At 37.7% G+C, this 19,338-nt stretch carries 17 protein-coding genes; 10 read left to right on the top strand and 7 right to left on the bottom strand.

Annotated features, from left to right (window positions below; translation table 11 throughout):
* The first annotated feature begins 76 nt into the window (after positions 1 to 76).
* A complete protein-coding gene (gene nagZ, locus A6E03_RS00595) occupies positions 77 to 1,072 on the top strand; it encodes a beta-N-acetylhexosaminidase (protein WP_065599952.1) in 996 nt (331 codons plus the stop codon).
* A gap of 73 nt (positions 1,073 to 1,145) precedes the next feature.
* On the opposite strand, the gene A6E03_RS00590 is transcribed toward nagZ, so the two are convergent.
* Positions 1,146 to 2,933 (bottom strand): hypothetical protein, encoded by a 1,788-nt coding sequence (locus A6E03_RS00590; protein WP_065599951.1) that lies wholly within the window; start codon positions 2,931 to 2,933, stop codon positions 1,146 to 1,148.
* Between the two features lie 289 nt (positions 2,934 to 3,222).
* Between A6E03_RS00590 and treR the strand changes: the two genes are divergently transcribed.
* From treR to treC, 3 genes are all read left to right on the top strand, one after another.
* Positions 3,223 to 4,167: a trehalose operon repressor TreR gene (treR, locus tag A6E03_RS00585; RefSeq protein WP_065599950.1), complete on the top strand. Its 945-nt coding sequence runs from the start codon at positions 3,223 to 3,225 to the stop codon at positions 4,165 to 4,167.
* A 148-nt stretch (positions 4,168 to 4,315) separates the two neighbouring features.
* Positions 4,316 to 5,740 (top strand): PTS trehalose transporter subunit IIBC, encoded by a 1,425-nt coding sequence (treB, locus tag A6E03_RS00580; RefSeq protein WP_065599949.1) that lies wholly within the window; start codon positions 4,316 to 4,318, stop codon positions 5,738 to 5,740.
* Between the two features lie 88 nt (positions 5,741 to 5,828).
* The gene (gene treC / locus A6E03_RS00575; protein ID WP_065599948.1) at positions 5,829 to 7,499 is read left to right on the top strand and encodes an alpha,alpha-phosphotrehalase; all 1,671 of its coding nucleotides are present in this window, start codon (positions 5,829 to 5,831) and stop codon (positions 7,497 to 7,499) included.
* A gap of 99 nt (positions 7,500 to 7,598) precedes the next feature.
* Here treC and pyk read toward each other — a convergent pair whose 3' ends face one another.
* Both pyk and queE read right to left on the bottom strand, forming a co-directional pair.
* Positions 7,599 to 9,044: a pyruvate kinase gene (gene pyk / locus A6E03_RS00570; protein WP_065599947.1), complete on the bottom strand. Its 1,446-nt coding sequence runs from the start codon at positions 9,042 to 9,044 to the stop codon at positions 7,599 to 7,601.
* A 104-nt stretch (positions 9,045 to 9,148) separates the two neighbouring features.
* Positions 9,149 to 9,829 (bottom strand): 7-carboxy-7-deazaguanine synthase QueE, encoded by a 681-nt coding sequence (gene queE, locus A6E03_RS00565; RefSeq protein WP_065599946.1) that lies wholly within the window; start codon positions 9,827 to 9,829, stop codon positions 9,149 to 9,151.
* A 183-nt stretch (positions 9,830 to 10,012) separates the two neighbouring features.
* Between queE and A6E03_RS00560 the strand changes: the two genes are divergently transcribed.
* Positions 10,013 to 11,227 (top strand): ROK family protein, encoded by a 1,215-nt coding sequence (locus tag A6E03_RS00560; RefSeq protein ID WP_065599945.1) that lies wholly within the window; start codon positions 10,013 to 10,015, stop codon positions 11,225 to 11,227.
* A 102-nt stretch (positions 11,228 to 11,329) separates the two neighbouring features.
* Here A6E03_RS00560 and ltaE read toward each other — a convergent pair whose 3' ends face one another.
* Complete coding sequence (ltaE, locus tag A6E03_RS00555) at positions 11,330 to 12,328, bottom strand: low-specificity L-threonine aldolase (protein WP_065599981.1); 999 nt, start codon at positions 12,326 to 12,328, stop codon at positions 11,330 to 11,332.
* A gap of 371 nt (positions 12,329 to 12,699) precedes the next feature.
* On the opposite strand from ltaE, the gene A6E03_RS00550 reads away from it, so the two are divergent.
* Both A6E03_RS00550 and viaA read left to right on the top strand, forming a co-directional pair.
* Positions 12,700 to 14,349, top strand: coding sequence for an ATPase RavA domain-containing protein (locus A6E03_RS00550; RefSeq protein ID WP_065593092.1), 1,650 nt, complete (start codon positions 12,700 to 12,702; stop codon positions 14,347 to 14,349).
* A gap of 32 nt (positions 14,350 to 14,381) precedes the next feature.
* Complete coding sequence (viaA, locus tag A6E03_RS00545) at positions 14,382 to 15,830, top strand: ATPase RavA stimulator ViaA (RefSeq protein WP_065599944.1); 1,449 nt, start codon at positions 14,382 to 14,384, stop codon at positions 15,828 to 15,830.
* A gap of 4 nt (positions 15,831 to 15,834) precedes the next feature.
* Here the strand turns inward: viaA and A6E03_RS00540 are convergent, their stop codons facing one another.
* Both A6E03_RS00540 and A6E03_RS00535 read right to left on the bottom strand, forming a co-directional pair.
* A complete protein-coding gene (locus A6E03_RS00540; RefSeq protein ID WP_065593094.1) occupies positions 15,835 to 16,080 on the bottom strand; it encodes a DUF2960 domain-containing protein in 246 nt (81 codons plus the stop codon).
* 44 nt (positions 16,081 to 16,124) lie between these two features.
* A complete protein-coding gene (locus A6E03_RS00535) occupies positions 16,125 to 16,562 on the bottom strand; it encodes a DUF3069 domain-containing protein (protein ID WP_065593095.1) in 438 nt (145 codons plus the stop codon).
* 206 nt (positions 16,563 to 16,768) lie between these two features.
* Between A6E03_RS00535 and A6E03_RS00530 the strand changes: the two genes are divergently transcribed.
* Positions 16,769 to 17,401: an OmpA family protein gene (locus tag A6E03_RS00530; protein WP_065599943.1), complete on the top strand. Its 633-nt coding sequence runs from the start codon at positions 16,769 to 16,771 to the stop codon at positions 17,399 to 17,401.
* A 57-nt stretch (positions 17,402 to 17,458) separates the two neighbouring features.
* On the opposite strand, the gene A6E03_RS00525 is transcribed toward A6E03_RS00530, so the two are convergent.
* Positions 17,459 to 17,929, bottom strand: a complete 471-nt coding sequence (locus A6E03_RS00525; protein WP_065593097.1) for a CreA family protein — start codon at positions 17,927 to 17,929, stop codon at positions 17,459 to 17,461.
* Between the two features lie 420 nt (positions 17,930 to 18,349).
* Between A6E03_RS00525 and A6E03_RS00520 the strand changes: the two genes are divergently transcribed.
* Together A6E03_RS00520 and A6E03_RS00515 are read left to right on the top strand one after the other, a co-directional pair.
* Positions 18,350 to 18,772 (top strand): DUF3010 family protein, encoded by a 423-nt coding sequence (locus A6E03_RS00520; RefSeq protein ID WP_065593098.1) that lies wholly within the window; start codon positions 18,350 to 18,352, stop codon positions 18,770 to 18,772.
* Positions 18,773 to 18,820: 48 nt separating this feature from the next.
* Positions 18,821 to 19,312, top strand: a complete 492-nt coding sequence (locus A6E03_RS00515; RefSeq protein ID WP_141677210.1) for a hypothetical protein — start codon at positions 18,821 to 18,823, stop codon at positions 19,310 to 19,312.
* Positions 19,313 to 19,338: the final 26 nt, after the last annotated feature.

The following is a 19,338-nucleotide window of genomic DNA, read 5'->3' as shown; positions in this document are numbered from 1 at the left end:
CAAGATATAAGATTTTAAAACGACAAAGAGCGTGATACTTTAAGCCTATAAAAATTAAGATGATTTGGAGAATGTAATGGGTCCGTTATGGCTAGATGTTGAAGGGTATGAAATTGATGCAGAAGAGCGTGAGCTACTTCAGCATCCTACTGTGGGAGGTTTAATCCTTTTTGCTCGTAATTATCACGATCCTGCACAATTATCAGCGCTCATCGCCTCAATTCGTAAAGCGGCAGGTCGCCCTATTATTATTGGTGTTGACCAAGAGGGCGGGCGTGTTCAACGTTTCAGAGATGAATTTACCTTAATCCCACCCGCTCAAGCGTATGCCGAGATGAACAATGGTATCGAGTTAGCGAAAACTGCGGGTTGGCTATTGTGTGCGGAATTAGTCGCTCATGACATCGATTTAACGTTTGCACCAGTGTTAGACAACGGCTTTGATTGTAAAGCGATTGGTAATCGTGCATTTGGCGATGATATTAATACCATTGTTAAGTACAGCACCGCCTTTATGCAAGGAATGAAATCGGCAGGAACGTCGACAACGGGCAAGCATTTTCCTGGCCATGGTGGTGTGATTGCCGATTCTCATTTAGAAACCCCTTATGATAATCGCGACAACATTTTTGAGCTAGACATGGCCATCTTTAAAGCTCAAATTGATGCAGGTATTTTAGATGCGATGATGCCAGCCCATGTGATTTACCCTGAATACGATTCATCACCAGCCAGTGGTTCATCATTCTGGTTAAAAGAGATCTTACGTAAACAACTCAACTTTACGGGTTTGGTGTTTTCTGATGACCTTAGCATGGAAGGGGCAACGATAATGGGGGGACCTGCAGAGCGTTCTCAGCAAGCTCTTGATGCTGGCTGCGATATGGTCTTAATGTGTAACAACAGAAAATCAGCGGTTGAAGTTTTGGATAATTTAGCTATTCAATCCGTAGATAAGGCCAATTCTCTATTGAAAACACAACACATTGATAGAAAAACGTTACTAAGTAGTAAAGAATGGAAAACGGCGAATGAGGTCGTGACTCGCGCTTATGATCGTTGGAAAAAGTGATTACTTAAATAATAAATAGTTTTTAGAGATAAATAAAAACGCACAAGATTGATATTTGTGCGTTTTATTTTATTTATTGAAGTTTAAGCAGTGATGTCCGTTTTATATCAAGTCCATCGTAAGCGTTTTGCAGTGTAAAAACATGACCCTTATTGGATTCAAAAACAAAAAATGGCCACTCTGTGTAATTTCTCCCATCAATCATAGAAGTTGTTTCTTCATAGCGTGTGATCTCGGCATTATTTGATTTTTGTAGTTGTCTGATCATATTAAATGGGTATTCTTCAATAACCCATAAATAAGCACCTGTATCAAAAAGGTGTTTTAATTCAGCTGTTTCATCTAAGCCAACACCATTTACATACTCTTGTAATGGAAGTTTCCCTACGTGAATCATATCAAGAAAAGCAAAATCAGAGATGAAAAAATAATCTCCTGTTTGTGAATAATAATAATTTCCAGTTCTGTCAAACCAAAAATCATCACCATGATCATAAGCCCCATGATAAATATCCGATTTTGGTTGTTCATCCCAACGTTCTGAATCTAATATGACTTTTGAAAATGAGCGAGGACTTGAGTTTATATCTTGTGTATACAAAGCTTCACCATTTGGAGTAACTTTTAATATTGGCCCACCATTAAACTCGCTAGAATTACTGGTTTCAATATTACCGGTATTAATGTTTATTCGCTCTAAAGCTTGCCAATTATATCCAGTACTTATCGTATAAACGTAACCCCCTTTTACTGCAATATTTGATTGACTGGAATTTGAGTTTAAAAGTTTTTGGAAAGAGGTAGATGGACTTGATTTATTATAATCTATAATAAAAACACCATAATATTGACTCACTGCAATACGGCCTTGTTTTTCACTATGATCAACGGATAGATTTTTAGGATAGCTTGTAAGTGCAAATTTTTCAGTTGTATTACTGCTTATGTCATAAACATAGATAGCATTTTCAGGGAATTCTGATGTCATAACTAACACATCTAACCCTTGTATATATTCAGCTTCATTAACTGTGAAATCAAATGCAAGAGGAGCATTTATGGCAATTGATTCGTCACCACTAGCAATAGGAGAGTTAACTTTATAGATCATTGGAATACTAAGTGGGCTTCCTTTGATAGGGTAGACACATTCTGTATCATAACAAGCATTTACCATAAAGTTTTTACTATGCGTACCAATTGATAGGTTACCGGGTAACTTTAAGCCTAGATCAAGATCGAAGAAATACCCCGTTCGTTGTGTGACATTAAATTTATTAATTAAGTCGCTATCACTTCCCCGATTTAAGATCACTGAGTTGCTATTACTGCCAGTAATTGCAATTTCTTTTGAAGTGAAGTTATCGGTGATATTAGCATCATCATAATTGTATTCTCGATTTATTGTAGACTCTGCACTTACCATGCTAATTTCATCGTCTAATCTTACGTCATAATTGATGGTAGTATTAATTGGAGAGCCAGATACTTGTTCATTACAATATTCATCATAGCAAAAATTGATAGAGATATTGTGTGTTGATTGTCCATCACCAACAGCGTAACCAGGAATAAAATCAACCTCAAGATTGCCAGTGCTATCTGAGGTGATATTCATATAAGTTGATTGGATAGCGACACTGTCATAAAACGCACCAAAATAGAGTTTTTTTGAGGTCGTTCCTCTTGAGTTTACAGGTATAATGGCTCGTGTTGATTCTGTCGCATTACCCTGTACGCTAACATGTGGTGAAGAGCTGAATACGTGTAAACTTCCTCCATTACTTCCTCCGCCACTATCGCTATCTCCACCGCAACCAGCAAGAAGGGCTACAATAGAAAGAGTTAAAATTTTATACATATATATTCCTCTATTTTGGTTAGTATTTTGAAGTAATATCACATTATTTAATGATTTCAATATGAGATTATTAAACTCGCGGTGAAGTTAGATATTGAAATAAATAACCTTCGATTGGCTTCAAACTTAATATCAATAGGAATGTAATATTACAAATATCAATTAAGCCCCTCCGTTGTATATGACATGAAAATTAGAGATTTTTAGGTAAGTATTTTCTTTTCAGTTCAGAATTTTCATAGATAAGCTATAATCGATCTTTGAATTTTACTTATTGGATACTGAACAGATGACGAAAAAATTGACGATTCTTGATATAGCTAAAATGGCTGGTGTTGGAAAATCGACGGTTTCTCGTGTTTTAACCAATGATCCAAAAGTGAAGCCAGAAACCCGCCTCAAAGTAGAACAGATAATCAAAGAGTCTGGTTTTACTCCCTCTAAGTCGGCTCAAAGCATGCGTGGTGGCAGTCAAAAAGTAATAGGGATCATCACATCTCGCCTTGATTCACCTTCAGAAAATAAAGCCATTAGCGGCATTTTAGAGATTATCTATCAGCAAGGTTATGATGCCGTGATCATGGAGAGCCAGTTTGATACTCAAAAAACCAATGAACACTTAGAAGTATTAAGAAAACGGAGTGTAGATGGCGTCATTCTATTTGGTTTTACAGACTGTGATATGGCTGAAATTGAGCGTTGGAATGAGCGCATTATTGTGATAGCAATGGACACGGATAAGGTGAGCTCAATTAATTACGACAATCATGGCGTTATCAGACAAGCGTTACATTACCTTTCTGAACTACACTTAACGAATATCGCGTATGTCGGTGTTGATCCTAGCGATAAAACAACGGGTAAATTACGTTTGGATGCTTACCTTGAATGGTGCCAAGAGCATGATATTTCACCAAAATTTGCCACAGGTCAGTTAGATCACAAAAGTGCTTATGCGTTAGTTGATTCTGTTCTTGATGATGAAATTCAAGCCATTGTTTGTGCTAGTGATACGTTAGCCTTAGGGGTTGCCAAACGTCTTCAAGAGTTGCAACGCAATGATATTCAGATCACTGGTGTCGGTGGTAATGAGCTGCTTTCATTTCTCTTCCCCAACATTATTAGTATTAACCCAGGTTATCAACATGCAGGGGAGAGTGCCGCCAAGCAGCTTTTACAACAATTAGAATCGAGCGCAAGTATCGCACACTTAACCCAGCCTTTATCTCTTTAATATTGTCTAAAAAACCCGCTTTATTGTGATCTGATTCACCTTGTGGGATTGTTCCCATTTATTTTTTGTTTCATCTTTGTAATTATACTTAAAACGAGAATGGGAACATTCCCATAAATATAAAATAACAATCAACGTGGACAAAGGTATGAGTAAAATAGAGAGAAAGGACGTACAACGTTTGATCGAACTGATCGGGGGATCAGAAAATATTGCTAGCGTAAGTCATTGTTTGACTCGCTTACGTTTTGTATTAAATAACACCAAAGGTGCTGATGTAAAAGCGATTGAAAAAATCCCAATGGTAAAAGGGTGTTTTACCAACGCAGGGCAGTTTCAAGTTGTTATTGGCACTGAAGTGGATGAAGTCTTTAAGATATTGAATGAACTTTCGGGCGATAAAGGTGAGTCAAAAGAGGATGCAAAACTCGCAGCTCGCCAAAATATGAATATATTAGAGCGTGGTATTTCGCATCTTGCTGAAATATTTGTTCCATTACTGCCTGCTATTATCACTGGTGGTTTGATTCTAGGTTTTAGAAATGTCATTGGCGATCTAAAAATGTTTGATGGCCAAACCTTGGTTGAAATCAGCCAGTTTTGGGCAACCGTTCATTCATTCTTATGGTTGATTGGTGAAGCGATATTCTTCTTCTTACCTGTTGGCGTGTGTTGGTCAACGGTGAAAAAGTTAGGTGGTACGCCAATTTTAGGTATTACATTAGGGGTGACGTTAGTATCACCACAATTGATGAATGCTTATCTTATAGGTAAACAAGTTCCCGAGGTATGGGATTTTGGCTTGTTTGTTATCGAGAAGGTCGGTTATCAAGCACAAGTTATTCCTGCAATGCTAGCAGGGGTTGCACTGGCTTTTATTGAAACCAACTTAAAGCGCATCGTTCCTTCTTATCTATATCTTGTTGTTGTGCCTTTTGTTTCAATTATCGTTTCTGTCATTTTAGCTCACGCATTCATCGGTCCATTTGGTCGAGTGCTTGGTGACGGTGTTGCGATGGCTGCTAAAGCGGCTATGACTGGAGATTTTGCGATTGTTGGGTCTGTGATCTTTGGTTTCTTCTATGCGCCATTGGTTATTACGGGTATTCACCACACAACCAATGCGGTTGATTTACAGTTAATGCAAGAGTTAGGTGGTACACCTATTTGGCCATTAATTGCATTATCAAACATTGCTCAGGCGTCTGCTGTTGTTGGGATTATCATTATCAGTAAGAAAAGTGGCGAGCGAGACATTTCAGTGCCTGCCGCGATTTCAGCTTATCTTGGTGTGACTGAGCCTGCGATGTACGGGATTAACTTAAAATATAAATTTCCAATGTTAAGCGCAATGATTGGTTCTGCTATGGCTGCGGCTATTTGTGGTGGGGCCGGTGTGATGGCAAATGGTATTGGTGTTGGTGGTTTACCCGGTATTCTTTCTATCCAGCCACAATATTGGGGGATCTATAGTATTGCCATGCTAGTCGCTATTTTTGTTCCAGCGATTTTAACATTAGCGATGTATAAACGCGCACAGGCAAAAGATCAGCTAGATGTATCAGCGGCATAAGCCGTAATAAACAAATATAAAATAACACCTCTGCATGATATGAATAAATACAGGGGTGTTCTCTTTTTCAGTGGTTGAGAGAATAAACATGACAAATTCAGAATGGTGGCGTACAGCGACTATCTATCAAATTTACCCAAAAAGTTTTTGTGACAGTAGCGATAAAGGGACTGGTGATATTCAAGGTGTTATTTCTAAATTAGATTACCTTCAAAAACTGGGTGTCGATGCAATATGGCTAACACCCGTTTATCAATCTCCGATGATCGATAATGGGTATGACATCGCTGATTATTACTCAATTAATCCAGATTTTGGCACCATGGCTGACTTTGATAATCTACTTGAACAAGCAAAGTCTCGTGGTATACGCATTATTATGGATATTGTGGTTAACCATACCTCGACAGAGCATCATTGGTTTCAATCTGCTTTGGGAAATAAAGAGAGTGAATTCCGTGATTACTACATTTGGAAAGATCCAATCGATGGAAAAGCCCCTACTAATTGGCAATCAAAATTTGGTGGCAATGCATGGGCGCTAGATGAAGCGACAAATCAATACTATTTACATCTGTTTGCTAAAGAGCAAGCGGATTTAAACTGGGAAAATCCAAAGGTTCGCCAAGAAGTAAAAGAAATCATTAGTTTTTGGGCAGAGAAAGGGGTTGATGGTTTTCGTTTAGATGTTATTAACCTTATTTCAAAACCGAATGAATTTATTAACGATGAAAGTGGCGATGGACGTCGTTTTTATACCGATGGTCCTAAAGTTCATCAATATCTACAAGAGATCAGCGACGCCGTTTTTCAAAAGTACGGCTCTGTTACTGTAGGTGAAATGTCATCAACCACGTTAGAACATTGTCAGCAATACTCTGCTCAAGATGGTAAAGAATTATCGATGGTATTTAATTTCCATCATCTTAAAGCTGATTACAAAAATGGAGAAAAGTGGACCAAAGCTCCGTTTGATTTTTTATCGTTAAAGTCGATCTTCAATCATTGGCAAACCGGCTTAAATGGCAAAGGTTGGGGCGCTCTTTTTTGGTGCAACCATGATCAACCAAGAGTGGTTAGTCGTTTAGGTCACGATGGTGAGTATCGTGAATTATCAGCCAAGATGCTTGCTTCCTCAATACACATGATGCAAGGAACACCATATATATATCAAGGTGAAGAGATCGGGATGACCAACCCACATTATACGTCTATTGATCAATATCGAGATCTTGAAAGTACCAATATGTACGATATCATGGTGAACCAAGATAAGTCAGTTTCAAACGATGAGATGCTTGAGATTTTAGACCAGAAATCTCGAGATAATTCACGTACCCCAATGCAATGGAATGATTCGGACAATGCTGGGTTTACTCAAGGAAAACCATGGTTATCGATTGCGACTAACTATAAGAGTATAAATGCAGAAAAAGCAGTCAGTGATTCAAGTTCCGTGTTTTACTTTTATCAGAAATTGATTCAGTTGCGTAAGCGTCTTGATGTCATTACTACTGGGGATTATCGCGATCTAATGCCTGACCATAAATCTCTATTTTGTTACCAGCGTGAAAATACGACGCATCGTTTGATTGCGGTACATAATTTTTACGGTAATGACGTTCCTGTTACTTTAGATTTAACAGGGAAGCAATCGGAGTACATTTTAGCTAACTACGATGATGTCGGATCTACACCGCCGCAAGAGAATGGGATGCTGCGTCCGTATGAATGCCGCGTTGTATTAATCCAAAAGTAATGTAAATGATAAGCTACAAGCACTGAATTGACGTAAAAAAAGCCCTGAAAATCATTACGACTCTCAGGGCTTTTTAATACTTTAATTTAGCGAGTTTTATTACTCAACAGTAATGATACGCATGCAGTTAGTTGAGCCTACAATGTCCATTACATCACCTTGAGTGATAATAACTTGGTCGCCTTTTACTAATAGACCTTTGTCTTTTAGTGCATTGATAGCGGCGTGCGTTGATGGAAGACCAGAACCTGCATCCTCATCAAAGAATACAGGCGTTACACCACGGTAAAGTGTTGCACGGTTGAGAGTGCTTTCGTTACGAGACAAAGCGAAGATTGGTAGACCTGAGCTTAGACGAGACATCATTAATGGTGTACGACCAGATTCAGTTAACGTGATCATCGCTGTGATGCCTTCCATGTGGTTTGCTGCGTACATGGTAGACATTGCAATGGTTTCTTCTGGTGTAGTAAAACGACGGTCTAAACGGTGGTTAGATACGTTTACTGTTGGCACTTTTTCAGCACCAATACAAACACTTGCCATTGAAGTTACGGTTTCAACAGGGAAATCACCTGCTGCTGTTTCTGCAGAAAGCATTACCGCATCTGAACCATCAAGTACGGCGTTAGCAACGTCCATCACTTCAGCACGAGTTGGCATTGGGCTAGTGATCATTGATTCCATCATTTGTGTAGCGGTAATAACCGTACGGTTAAGGCTACGAGCACGACGGATCAGTTGTTTTTGAACACCAACTAGCTCAGGGTCGCCAATTTCAACACCTAAGTCGCCACGAGCAACCATTACTACGTCAGACGCCATGATGATGTCATCCATTGCTTCTTCTGTTGCTACTGTTTCAGCGCGTTCTACTTTTGCTACTAACTTAGCATCAAGACCAGCTTCACGAGCTAGACGACGAGCGTAGTTCATGTCTTCGCCGTTACGTGGGAAAGAAACGGCTAGGTAATCTACTTTCATCGCAGCAGCAGTGATGATGTCCGCTTTGTCTTTTTCAGTCAATGCATCAGCAGAAAGACCGCCGCCTTGTTTATTGATGCCTTTATTATTTGATAAAGGACCAGCAACTGTTACTTCAGTATGAACCTTGTTACCTTCAACTGACGTTACTTTAAGTTGTACACGACCATCATCAAGAAGCAGCACATCGCCAGTAACAACGTCTTGTGGAAGTTCTTTATAATCTAGACCTACAGAGTCTTGGTTACCTTCACCTTTTGGTAAATCGCTATCTAGTGTGAATTTATCACCAATAGCTAATTGGATTTTACCGTCTTTGAAAGTAGAAACGCGAATTTTTGGACCTTGAAGGTCACCAAGAATAGCAACGTGAGTTCCTAGCTTAGCCGCGATTTCACGTACTTTTTTAGTACGCATAATGTGGTCTTCTGGGCTACCGTGTGAAAAGTTCATACGAACAACGTTTGCACCAGCGATAATGATTTTTTCAAGATTATTATCACGATCAGTTGCAGGGCCAAGAGTACAAACGATTTTTGTTCTACGTAGTCTGTTAGACATATTATCTCCAAGAGGATGTTATTGTATTTGTTTCATTATCAGATAAACATATATCGAGAATGATTACATTTCCATGATTCAAACAAGTAAATTGTAAAAATTTATCACGCAATCGCTAAATACTTATGTGTTTGTATAGAAAGTCGCCAGTTATTCTTAATGCAAGTTTCAATACACAGTTCAGTAGCGCGTGGCTTCTGGCTAATAGGTTGCAATGCAATCGTTACATCGGATAGTAGATTAACGCCATCCAGTAGCGCTTCTAGTTGTTCAATGTCTTTATTTGTACCAACAGGATGTTTAATTTCATTAGCGCGCATTAACGCTTGTTCTAATACAGGCAATTTACCTTTCATGTTTATTTTAGGTGACACTGTCACCCAAGTGTCATTAGACGTTAATACAGGGTAGGTTCCACTGGTCTCAATCTGACAGCGATAACCATGTTGCTCTAACTCTACTGTTAGGGGGGTTAAATCATACATACATGGTTCACCACCAGTGATAACCACATGTTTAGCTGTATATCCTTGCTGTTCTAACATATTTATAATTTGAGTACTTGTTAACTCTGTCCAACTTGGCGTATCTTCTGTTTTAGCCAGAATCGTTGCTAAATCAGTTTTATCACTTAATTCAACGTCCCATGTTTGCTTGGTATCACACCAAGAACACCCCACAGGACAACCTTGTAAACGTAAAAAAATAGAAGGGACTCCAGTAAATGTCCCTTCACCTTGGATAGTTTCAAATAACTCATTAATTTTAAATGATGGCGCTGACATAATTATTTTACTCAAATAAAAAACTATAAATTTTGGTGGATGAAATACGGCTTAAAGTCGCATTTTCAGTAAATATTTCATAAACTTCGTGATTAGGGTCACGTAGGCTAACTCTTAAGCTTCACAATTACTTCGCAAAGTAAAAAAATGATTTATTGTTACATTTTCTCATTGGAGACACCCATGTACGTGGCCCAACCCGGACAGATTGATCACTTAAAACAAGTAAATGCAGGACGGGTTTATAAACTAATTGACCAACGTGGCCCTATCTCTCGCATTGATCTTTCAAAAGAGAGCAATTTAGCTCCTGCAAGTATAACTAAAATTACACGTGAATTGCTTGATGCACACCTTATCAAAGAAACGGAGGTACAAGAAGGAAATAGTAGAGGGCGCCCTGCAATTGGATTAAAAGTAGATAATGATGGGTGGCAATTTCTTTCACTTCGTTTAGGTAGAGGTTACTTAACCATTGCTTTGCACAGCTTAAGCGGTCAGCAAATCATTGAAGAAAAGCAGAACATCAAAGAAAGAGAGCAAGATGAGCTATTAGCCAAGCTATTGACTGAAATTGAATGTTTTTTCCAAAAGCACGCTCGAATTCTAGGAAGAATTACCAGCATTGCGATTTCTTTACCTGGGTTAGTTGTGTCATCTCAAGGGTTAGTGATTCAGATGCCACATTATAATGTGAATAACCTTCCTCTTGGTCCTAAAATTTACGAAGCGACAGGCTTACCTGTTTTTGTTGGTAATGACACAAGAAGTTGGGCTTTAGCTGAAAAGCTCTTTGGTAATTCACAAGAGTTTGATAATTCAATTCTTGTATCCATTCATCACGGTGTTGGTGCCGGTATTATAATGAATGGAGAAGTGCTGCAAGGTCGAACTGGTAATATCGGTGAAATGGGGCACATTCAAATTAACAAACTTGGGTTACGTTGTCACTGTGGTAACTCAGGGTGTTTAGAAACCATTGCCAGCGCAAAAGCCTTACGGGATCAAGTTAAAAATTTAATCAACAGCGGTCACCAGACCTCGCTAAAAAACAAAGTAATCACAATTGAGAATATTTGCTTAGCTGCAAACGCAGGCGATATTTTAGCCAAGCAAGTCATCACAGAGCTTGGACACAGTTTAGGTGAAGCAGTCGCAATTATGGTTAATTTGTTTAATCCTGAAATAGTATTGATTGGAGGCGAAATAAACCTTTCTAAGCACATTTTATATCCAGCGATAATGGATTGTATTCAGAACCAAGTTCTTCCTTTATATGCCAAAGATACGAGATTAGAAGAAAGTCGATTTTACACTCAAGCAACGATGCCCGGAGCTGCACTAGTGAAACAAGCAATGTTTGATGGTTCATTATTAATGAAAGTGATTGAAGGGTAATTTAACACATTATTTATTTTAGATAATACGATAAAAAGCATACAAAAAAGAGCATCCTTAACATGCTCTTTTTCTGTATCAATACTGGCTATAATCGAACAGTTATACCTTTAAAAAAGCAATAAACGTATCAATATCATCTTTTGAAATGTCTTTATGAGTCACAAAACGGATAGGGTTACCCGCAGAGATTAAGATATCTTGTTGTTGAGCTTTTTGTTCAATGTGGTGGATATCAACATTCATGTCTAATTTTGCAAAAACGATATTTGTTTGAATATGTTCAACATTGACAGAAAAACCATCCACTGTATTCAATTGTTCAGCAAGGTATTTTGCATTGCTGTGGTCTATAGCTAACTGAGGAACTTGCTCAGTTAATGCCAATTTACCCGCGGCAGCAAGGATACCCGCTTGGCGCATGCCACCACCTAACATTTTTCTAATGCGGCGTGCTTTCTGGATATACTCTTTAGGGCCTAACAATAAAGAACCAATGGGAGCGGATAGGCCTTTTGATAAACAGATTGTCATGCTATCAAAATGTTGTGCGATCTCTTTAATATCAACATTAAGTGCTGTTGCTGCGTTATAAACACGAGCACCGTCTAAGTGAAGCGCCAAATTATGCTTATTAACAAACTCACGAGCTTGAGCGAGATACGCCAATGGCAACACTTTTCCATTAATTGTATTTTCAAGACTTAACAACTTTGTACGAGCAAAATGAAAATCATCCGCTTTAATAGCGGCCGCTAGTTTCGTAAAACACAACGAACCGTCGGGATTATTCTCAATCGGTTGAGGTTGAATTGAACCCAAAACCGCCGCTCCGCCAGCTTCGTATTTATAGTTATGCGCTTGTTGCCCACATAAATACTCATCACCACGTTCACAATGCGCCATTAGACCGAGTAAATTAGCTTGGGTACCTGAAGAGGTAAACAATGCTGCTTCAAATCCATGACGTTCGGCTGTCCATTGTTCTAATTCATTTACAGTTGGGTCATCACCATAAACATCATCTCCAACAAGGGCATTAGCCATAGCATCACGCATAGCTTGAGTTGGGTGAGTTACGGTGTCAGAGCGAAAATCAATCATGCTTCTTCCTTGATTACCATTTATTACTAGAGAGGATTTCTTGCCATTATTCTATATTTCAACAACGCTATAATAGTGTTTATAAATGTAACAATCCATCACTAAAAACACATGTATTTGAATTTAATGTCATAGTCGTTAATTCAATTCAACGGAAATCAACTTCATTTTTACATCCTTACCATGATCAAATAACAACGCTTAAGCATTATTATTAACGAATAAAAAGGTCATAAATTGGGAAATACGACTAATTAGGTAGTTAAAATGATTGTTTATCAAACAATTATGTAAATATGTAACTATAATGACTATTGAAATTACATTATACTCAATATCATATGACATCAGAATTGTAAGGGAATGTAATGCAATGTAACTCAATTAGAACTAGTGCTGAACGTGCATTGTTATCAGAGCGCATCCAAAAATTGACAACAGCCTTGTCTGATGGTGTATATGAAAGAGAAGACACAATGAGGTTATGTCTGCTTGCTGCGCTTTCTGGAGAGAGTGTGTTTTTACTTGGGCCTCCAGGTATCGCAAAAAGCTTAATTGCAAAGCGTCTGATTAAAGCTTTTGATAACAGCAGCTATTTTGAATATTTAATGACACGATTTTCTACCCCAGAAGAAGTCTTCGGACCATTATCGATTCAGGAATTAAAAGACAACGGGAAATACGTGCGTTTGACGGAAGGTTATCTACCTAATGCTCAAGTTGTCTTCTTGGATGAAATTTGGAAAGCTGGGCCTGCGATCTTAAATACCTTATTAACCGTTGTTAATGAAAAAACATTTAAAAATGGCAGTGAAATCCTCCCTGTTCCTATGCGACTACTTATCTCTGCGTCTAATGAACTCCCTGATGAAGACAGTGGATTAGATGCACTATATGATCGAATGTTAGTGCGTGTGTTTGTAAATCGTATTCAAAATAAAAATAATTTTAAGTCCATGTTAATGACAGGGACAATACAAGAAACAGACATTGATCCTTCTTTAGTTGTTACAGATGCTGAATATCATCAATGGCAAAAAGAATTTGATGGATTAACGTTATCTGAGGACGTATTTGAAAAGCTTTTTGAGCTTAAATCAATGCTTGAGAAACATAGCTCCGCTTATGATGATGACCTTTATGTATCTGACCGTCGCTGGAAAAAATCAGTAAAACTCCTTAAAGCATCCGCATTTTTTAGTGGTCGTGATGAAATTAATCCAATGGATCTTTTATTACTACAAGATTGTTTATGGACTACACCTGAAAACCGTGAACAAGTAAGAGACAATATTCGAACATTTGCATCAGAAAAAGCCTTTGATCAAAAAAACGTTTCGTTGAACATTGACATGATCCAAACAGATATAATTGAAATGGAATCGTCAGTATTGGTTGAACAAAGTATTAATTTTCATATCGAAGCCAGCGGTAATCGACTAATGAAAAAAGAAAGCTATGAGTTCGATTTTAATAAAGGCAAAAGATACAGTGTTGGCTCTGCACATCAATTGATTAAACTAGTCATGCTTCAATCAAACATGTCGGTTTCAGAAAGTGAGAAGGGTGATAGTCGTTGGGTGTTTGTAAATCCTGATGATATTGCAAAGCAGATGAAAGAAGGTAAAGCGACGGTTTACGGTTATGTAAATCAAAACCCTAACCTATGCGTTTTAAATTTTGAATTAGATGCTGATTCTAGATTAGTAATCAAAGATATCGCAAATCGATCTGTTCTTGTTGGTATGGTCGGTCATAATAACCCAGAGCAAAACCAATTTGAACAATGGGAAAAAAGCATTGCGCTGAATAACGCAAAGCTAACAGAAGCAGAACATCAATTAAGAAAAAGTCGAACTCAGTTTCATGCTGCACTTCCACATAACTTTATTGAAGAGAATTTACCTTCTGTCATTGAAAGCAGTTTACAATTATTGGCTCAACGTATTGAAGATTGTAAAACTCAATTTGAGAGCACTAGTCGTAGAGTGTTGAATTTTAGAGAATATTACTCTTAATATAATATGTATTATTACTCACAAGGAAATGTATGTTAGGTGCTGACGCGTTAAATTTAGTTATGATGGTTGCTGAGTCAGGGATGATTGACTCCTCAATTGCAGAGGTCTTGTCTCGGCCTCAATTTTTAACGGCTGCTAAGTCAAATCCTAACATTAAACCAACCATTAAAAATCATATTTTGAAATGGCGTGGCAAAGTAAAACACAAAATGACTAAAGTGTGTGAAACGGAACGGATCCAAGAAGAATTAGCTTTATATCAAGAAGTTATTCACTGGAGCGAAAATGAGTTTTACGATCAGATTGATAATATCATCATCAAACTAGAATGGCATTCATCATTCTATATTGAAGCCAGTAAATTAGTAAAAAATAACAAAGGCTTGTTTAATCCAATGTTCCCACGTTTTTTTTGTGAGCGTTGGTATGAAAGTCTTTCTGATGCGATAAAAAAAGCACAATTAACCGAATTAAAAGAAGATAAAGAAAAGCTACTTGCCGATTTGTACCAACGTATTGAAACCTTAAAAACAATGGAATCTGTCACGGTAGAAGGCGACGAGGCTCAAATAGGCAAGTTGTGGGATATGGCCTCTGCAAAGTTGACTAAATCTAATGTCGATATTATGAAACTTCACGCTCGTTTTTTAAATAAAAATAAAGGCCTTCAAGACATTGCGTCTAAACTTGGTCGCATGGCAAATGAAGCCCCAGATAATGACCGTTCCCAAGCCATAGCTGAAGACGTTAAAGTGGTGGAAGAAAAGAGCGATTTTGTTACTGACGATATCGTAGGTATACAAGAAGGGGACGATCTTAGCCGCTTATTACCTAACGAAACCTTATTTTTATCTCATCCCGAACTTGAAGTTATTTTTTATCAGCATCTTGTTGATAAGCGTTTAATGAATTATCGAATGGAAGGGGCAGATAGAAAGCTACGTAAAGTGACAGCACACTCAAGAGCATCTAGCGATACCTTAATCGAAAAGGGGCCATTTGTCGTCTGTGTGGATGCATCCGGCTCTATGAGTGGTTTCCCTGAGCAATGCGCTAAGGCATTAGCTTATGGTTTGATGCAAATAGCATTGGCAGAAGGGCGAGATTGTTATGTTATTCTCTTTTCAACACAACAAATTACTTATGAACTAACAAAGCAAGATGGCCTAAAAGAAGTGGCGGATTTTTTATCGTATAAATTTCATGGAGGAACAGATTTAGAGCCTGTACTTGAGCAGTCAATTCAACTAATGCATGGCGATAAATATAAAAATGCAGATTTAGTGGTGTTATCTGATTTTATTGCACCAACACAATCAGAGCACATTGATACGATGGTTCAAGAAGTAAAACAGCATAAGAATCGTTTTCATGCAGTTTGTTTATCTAAATATGGAAATCCAGCATTAATGGCGATGTTTGATCATACATGGTCTTATCATCCATCAATGCTAGGTAGATTAACGCAAATCAGATAGAGCGTTATTCTTCATCTTTCACAAAACGTACTTTACTAAAACCTAATTTAGAGAAGTAGCTGTGACGAAAATCTTTAACAGCACCAGGGTTGTTTGATGCCATTTCTACTTGTTTTAGCATGGTATCAAATTTAGAGATATCAATGCCTTCTGCCGCTGCTGCAGCTTCAAATGGACCGTGAAATTCACGGAACGAAAAAGCAATCTCTTTCGTTTCTGATTTATAAGTATAACGAACAGTACGAGCCATTATTATTCCTCGAAAAAGGATGGTCGAAACCATCCTTATCTTAATTACTTCTTGAAGATTTCAGCCAGTTCACGTCTCATGATTGGATCACGACGCGACTTTTTAATTTGCTTAACAAGATCTTTAACACAATTGTGAAGAACTTGGTCAAGCAGCTGAGAACGGTATTCCGCTTGTGCATCTTCGTCCATATTTTCAGGAAGATCGATAGTTGCGAATTCCGCCATAAAATCATAGCCAGCGTAACTTTGGCTTAAAGAAACTAGTGCATGGAATTGCTCAAAGTTATCTAATACTTGTTGAGCACTCGCTGGCATTTCATCCCAAGATTCACGAACTGCAATCTCAGCTACTTCATGAACAGAAACAAGCATGTGCCACATTTCTTCAGGAACGCTTTCAAACTCAATTACTTTTTTAAGTTCTGGAGAGATAGTTGCTAAATCAATAGCTTCTTTTTGTGTGTTTTCAACTTCAGACATGGGCATTTCTCGTCATATAAAAAATAAATGGTAACCAGACCACAAAAAATGTCAATTCTATTCATAACAGGATAGGAAAATAGCATCCTAATTGTTCTATTTAGAAGCAAAAAGACAAGATAAGACTCACATAAACACGTTTTTAAGTAAAGATATAACCACTAATGTCGATAAAAGAGATAGGAATATTATTACTCGGATTAATCATGTTTAAAGTTTTATCATTATGTACTTCATTAATACTAGTCGGTTGTGCACCAATGGGGAATAATTTATTAGATACTGCACCGAAAACTAAAAATGACACTCCATATCCAACATTTGAAGATCCTATAGATAAGTTATCAGAAAAAAGTGGATTAATTAATGATACCGCGCTTAGTCCATTAACTGGACCCAATGGCGAATTGAAAGATGACGTCATGAGAAAAGTGGCTATGCAGTTTTCAGAACTGGGTATTAATTATCATGAAATGAATGGGGATCAGCTTGTTATTACAATCCAAGAAAAAGTACATTTCTCAAGTGCCAAAGCTGAATTAACGCCATTAGCTAGAAACCTTCTAAATAAGCTGATCTCAATAATGGCGACAAAACCTGAATTAGCGTTAGTGCTGGATGGTCATACTGATGCTTCAGGAAATTCAATAAATAATCAAAATTTATCGGAAATGCGCTCGAGTGAAGTTCGCCGCTATTTATTGGATAATGAGTTAAGTAGAAGCCAGTTGTATTCGCGTGGATTTGGGGAATACCTTCCTTTGTGTGATAACGAAACGATTCTTGGGCGTAAATGCAATCGCCGTGTTGAAATTACGGTATTAAAGATTCATTGGTAACCGACGCAAAGAATTAGAAAAGGGATTGAACGTAATTCTATCCCTTTTCCTATTATTTTATTGAACTGAAACCGGTTGTTCTTGGTACGCTTTAGTTCCCCACAATGGCACTGTAGAAAGACTGTGCTTGAAACTACCCTCTGTCTCTTTTGTCGTGTAAGACAAGTAGAGTAGGGTTTGATTCTCTGCATCATAGATACGCCTAACCTTCATCGACTTGAAGAAGATACTTTTCGACTGCTTAAATACCACTTCACCCGATTTGCTTCTATCGATTTGAGCTATCATATCAGGCGTAATCTCGCCCGTTTGACGGCATGAGATTGAAGAGTCGCTTGGGTCAGAAAAGCTCAAGTTTGCTTCAATTGAAGCGATATGACAGGTGACCCCTGGAATTTTTTCATCATCCAAGTTTGATACTTTTATGTCTTTCATGGTGAACATGCCAAGTGATACGTCACCAACTTCATTATCTGAACAGGCCGCCAGCATTGTCGTGAGACTTAGTGCAAAAATGATTCTTTTCATTAAAGGTTCTCTTATTTTGTACGATATATAAAGAGTGTAGCATAAGCGTTAGTCGATTTGAGCATGGACTTTATGCTAAAAATATAAATGATGTCATTACTTTAGCATAAATCATATAAGGCGAGCATCGCGATTAAATCGCAAATTGGTTTCTGAATTAGTTAAAAATGTATTAATATCTATTCTATCAATGCAAGTGTGGAGATATACCTTGAAAAAACAAATGATTACTGTAGCTCTTATGGCTCTTTTATTAAGTGCTTGTAGCTCTCCATCACAGCAAAGAATGTGTGTTCCAGATTTTTGTAATATCTGGGGGCAATGATTTTTAATGCTTGATTTTTATTGTTAGATTCAACGTATCTATTTAATTAAATTAGGCTATAATCAACCAGTTCAAGACATTGTTAGGATTTTAAAATGAAAGTATGTGGCGTAGAGCTTAAAGGTAATGAAGCAATCATCTGTTTAATTAACAAATCAGATGGCATGATTGACCTACCAGATTGTCGTGTTGCTAAATTTGATATTACTGAGCCATCTAAAACGGAATCTATCCGTGATTTTCAGTTTAAATTTAAAAAATTAATGGAAGACTACCAAGTAGATGCCGTTGTTATTAAAGAACGCGTAATGAAAGGTAAATTTGCCGGTGGTGCTGTTGGTTTTAAACTAGAAGCAGCTATTCAGTTGATTGAAACTGTTGAAGTTGAAGTATTACCAGCAATGGATCAAAAAGCGAGCCTTAAGCGCGCACCTGAAATGCTTCGAGTAAAAGAAATTGGCCTTAAAGGTTTTCAGCAAGAAGCGTATGAAACGGGTTTTGCTTTCTTAAACTTATAATTTTCGATTATTTAAGGATGGGCTAACCATCCTTTTTTGTAGGTACTTATGTCTATAGATTTGAACACATTCAACCAAAAAAAATCAGCTTGGTTATCAAGTCAGGTTAATGTCGACTTTCCAACACCGGAAAGCGTAAAAGGCCGAGATATCTACTTAAATCAAGAAGTAAGAGTTCCTGAAGAATACAACTATGTTTCTTCAACGCTAGCCGATAATGTATCAATCTTACAGGTTACAGAACATCGATTAACCATTCGATGGGCAATGACCGTCGCAAAACAGTGGGATGCCGAGTACGATCATGTCCTTGAATTTCTAACTCAGATTGACTTGTGTGATGATTATCAATTATTCATTGCTCTTGATGGTATGCAGCCGATTGGTGCTTGTTTAACTCAAATATCAGAAAACGTAATGTTTGTTTCTGACGTTTCCATAACAAGTCATGCGTTAGATATTAATGAATTTTTAAGTGTAGTGATGGAACAACAGACGGCCTTAACGGGGGAAACTTTTATCTCCTGTACCCGAACGTAAGCTTATTTTTATTTGAACGAGCTAAG

It is taken from the genome of Aliivibrio sp. 1S128, from assembly GCF_001691065.1.
In the GTDB taxonomy this organism is placed as follows: domain Bacteria; phylum Pseudomonadota; class Gammaproteobacteria; order Enterobacterales; family Vibrionaceae; genus Aliivibrio.
This window is presented reverse-complemented; position numbering and strand designations above follow the sequence as displayed.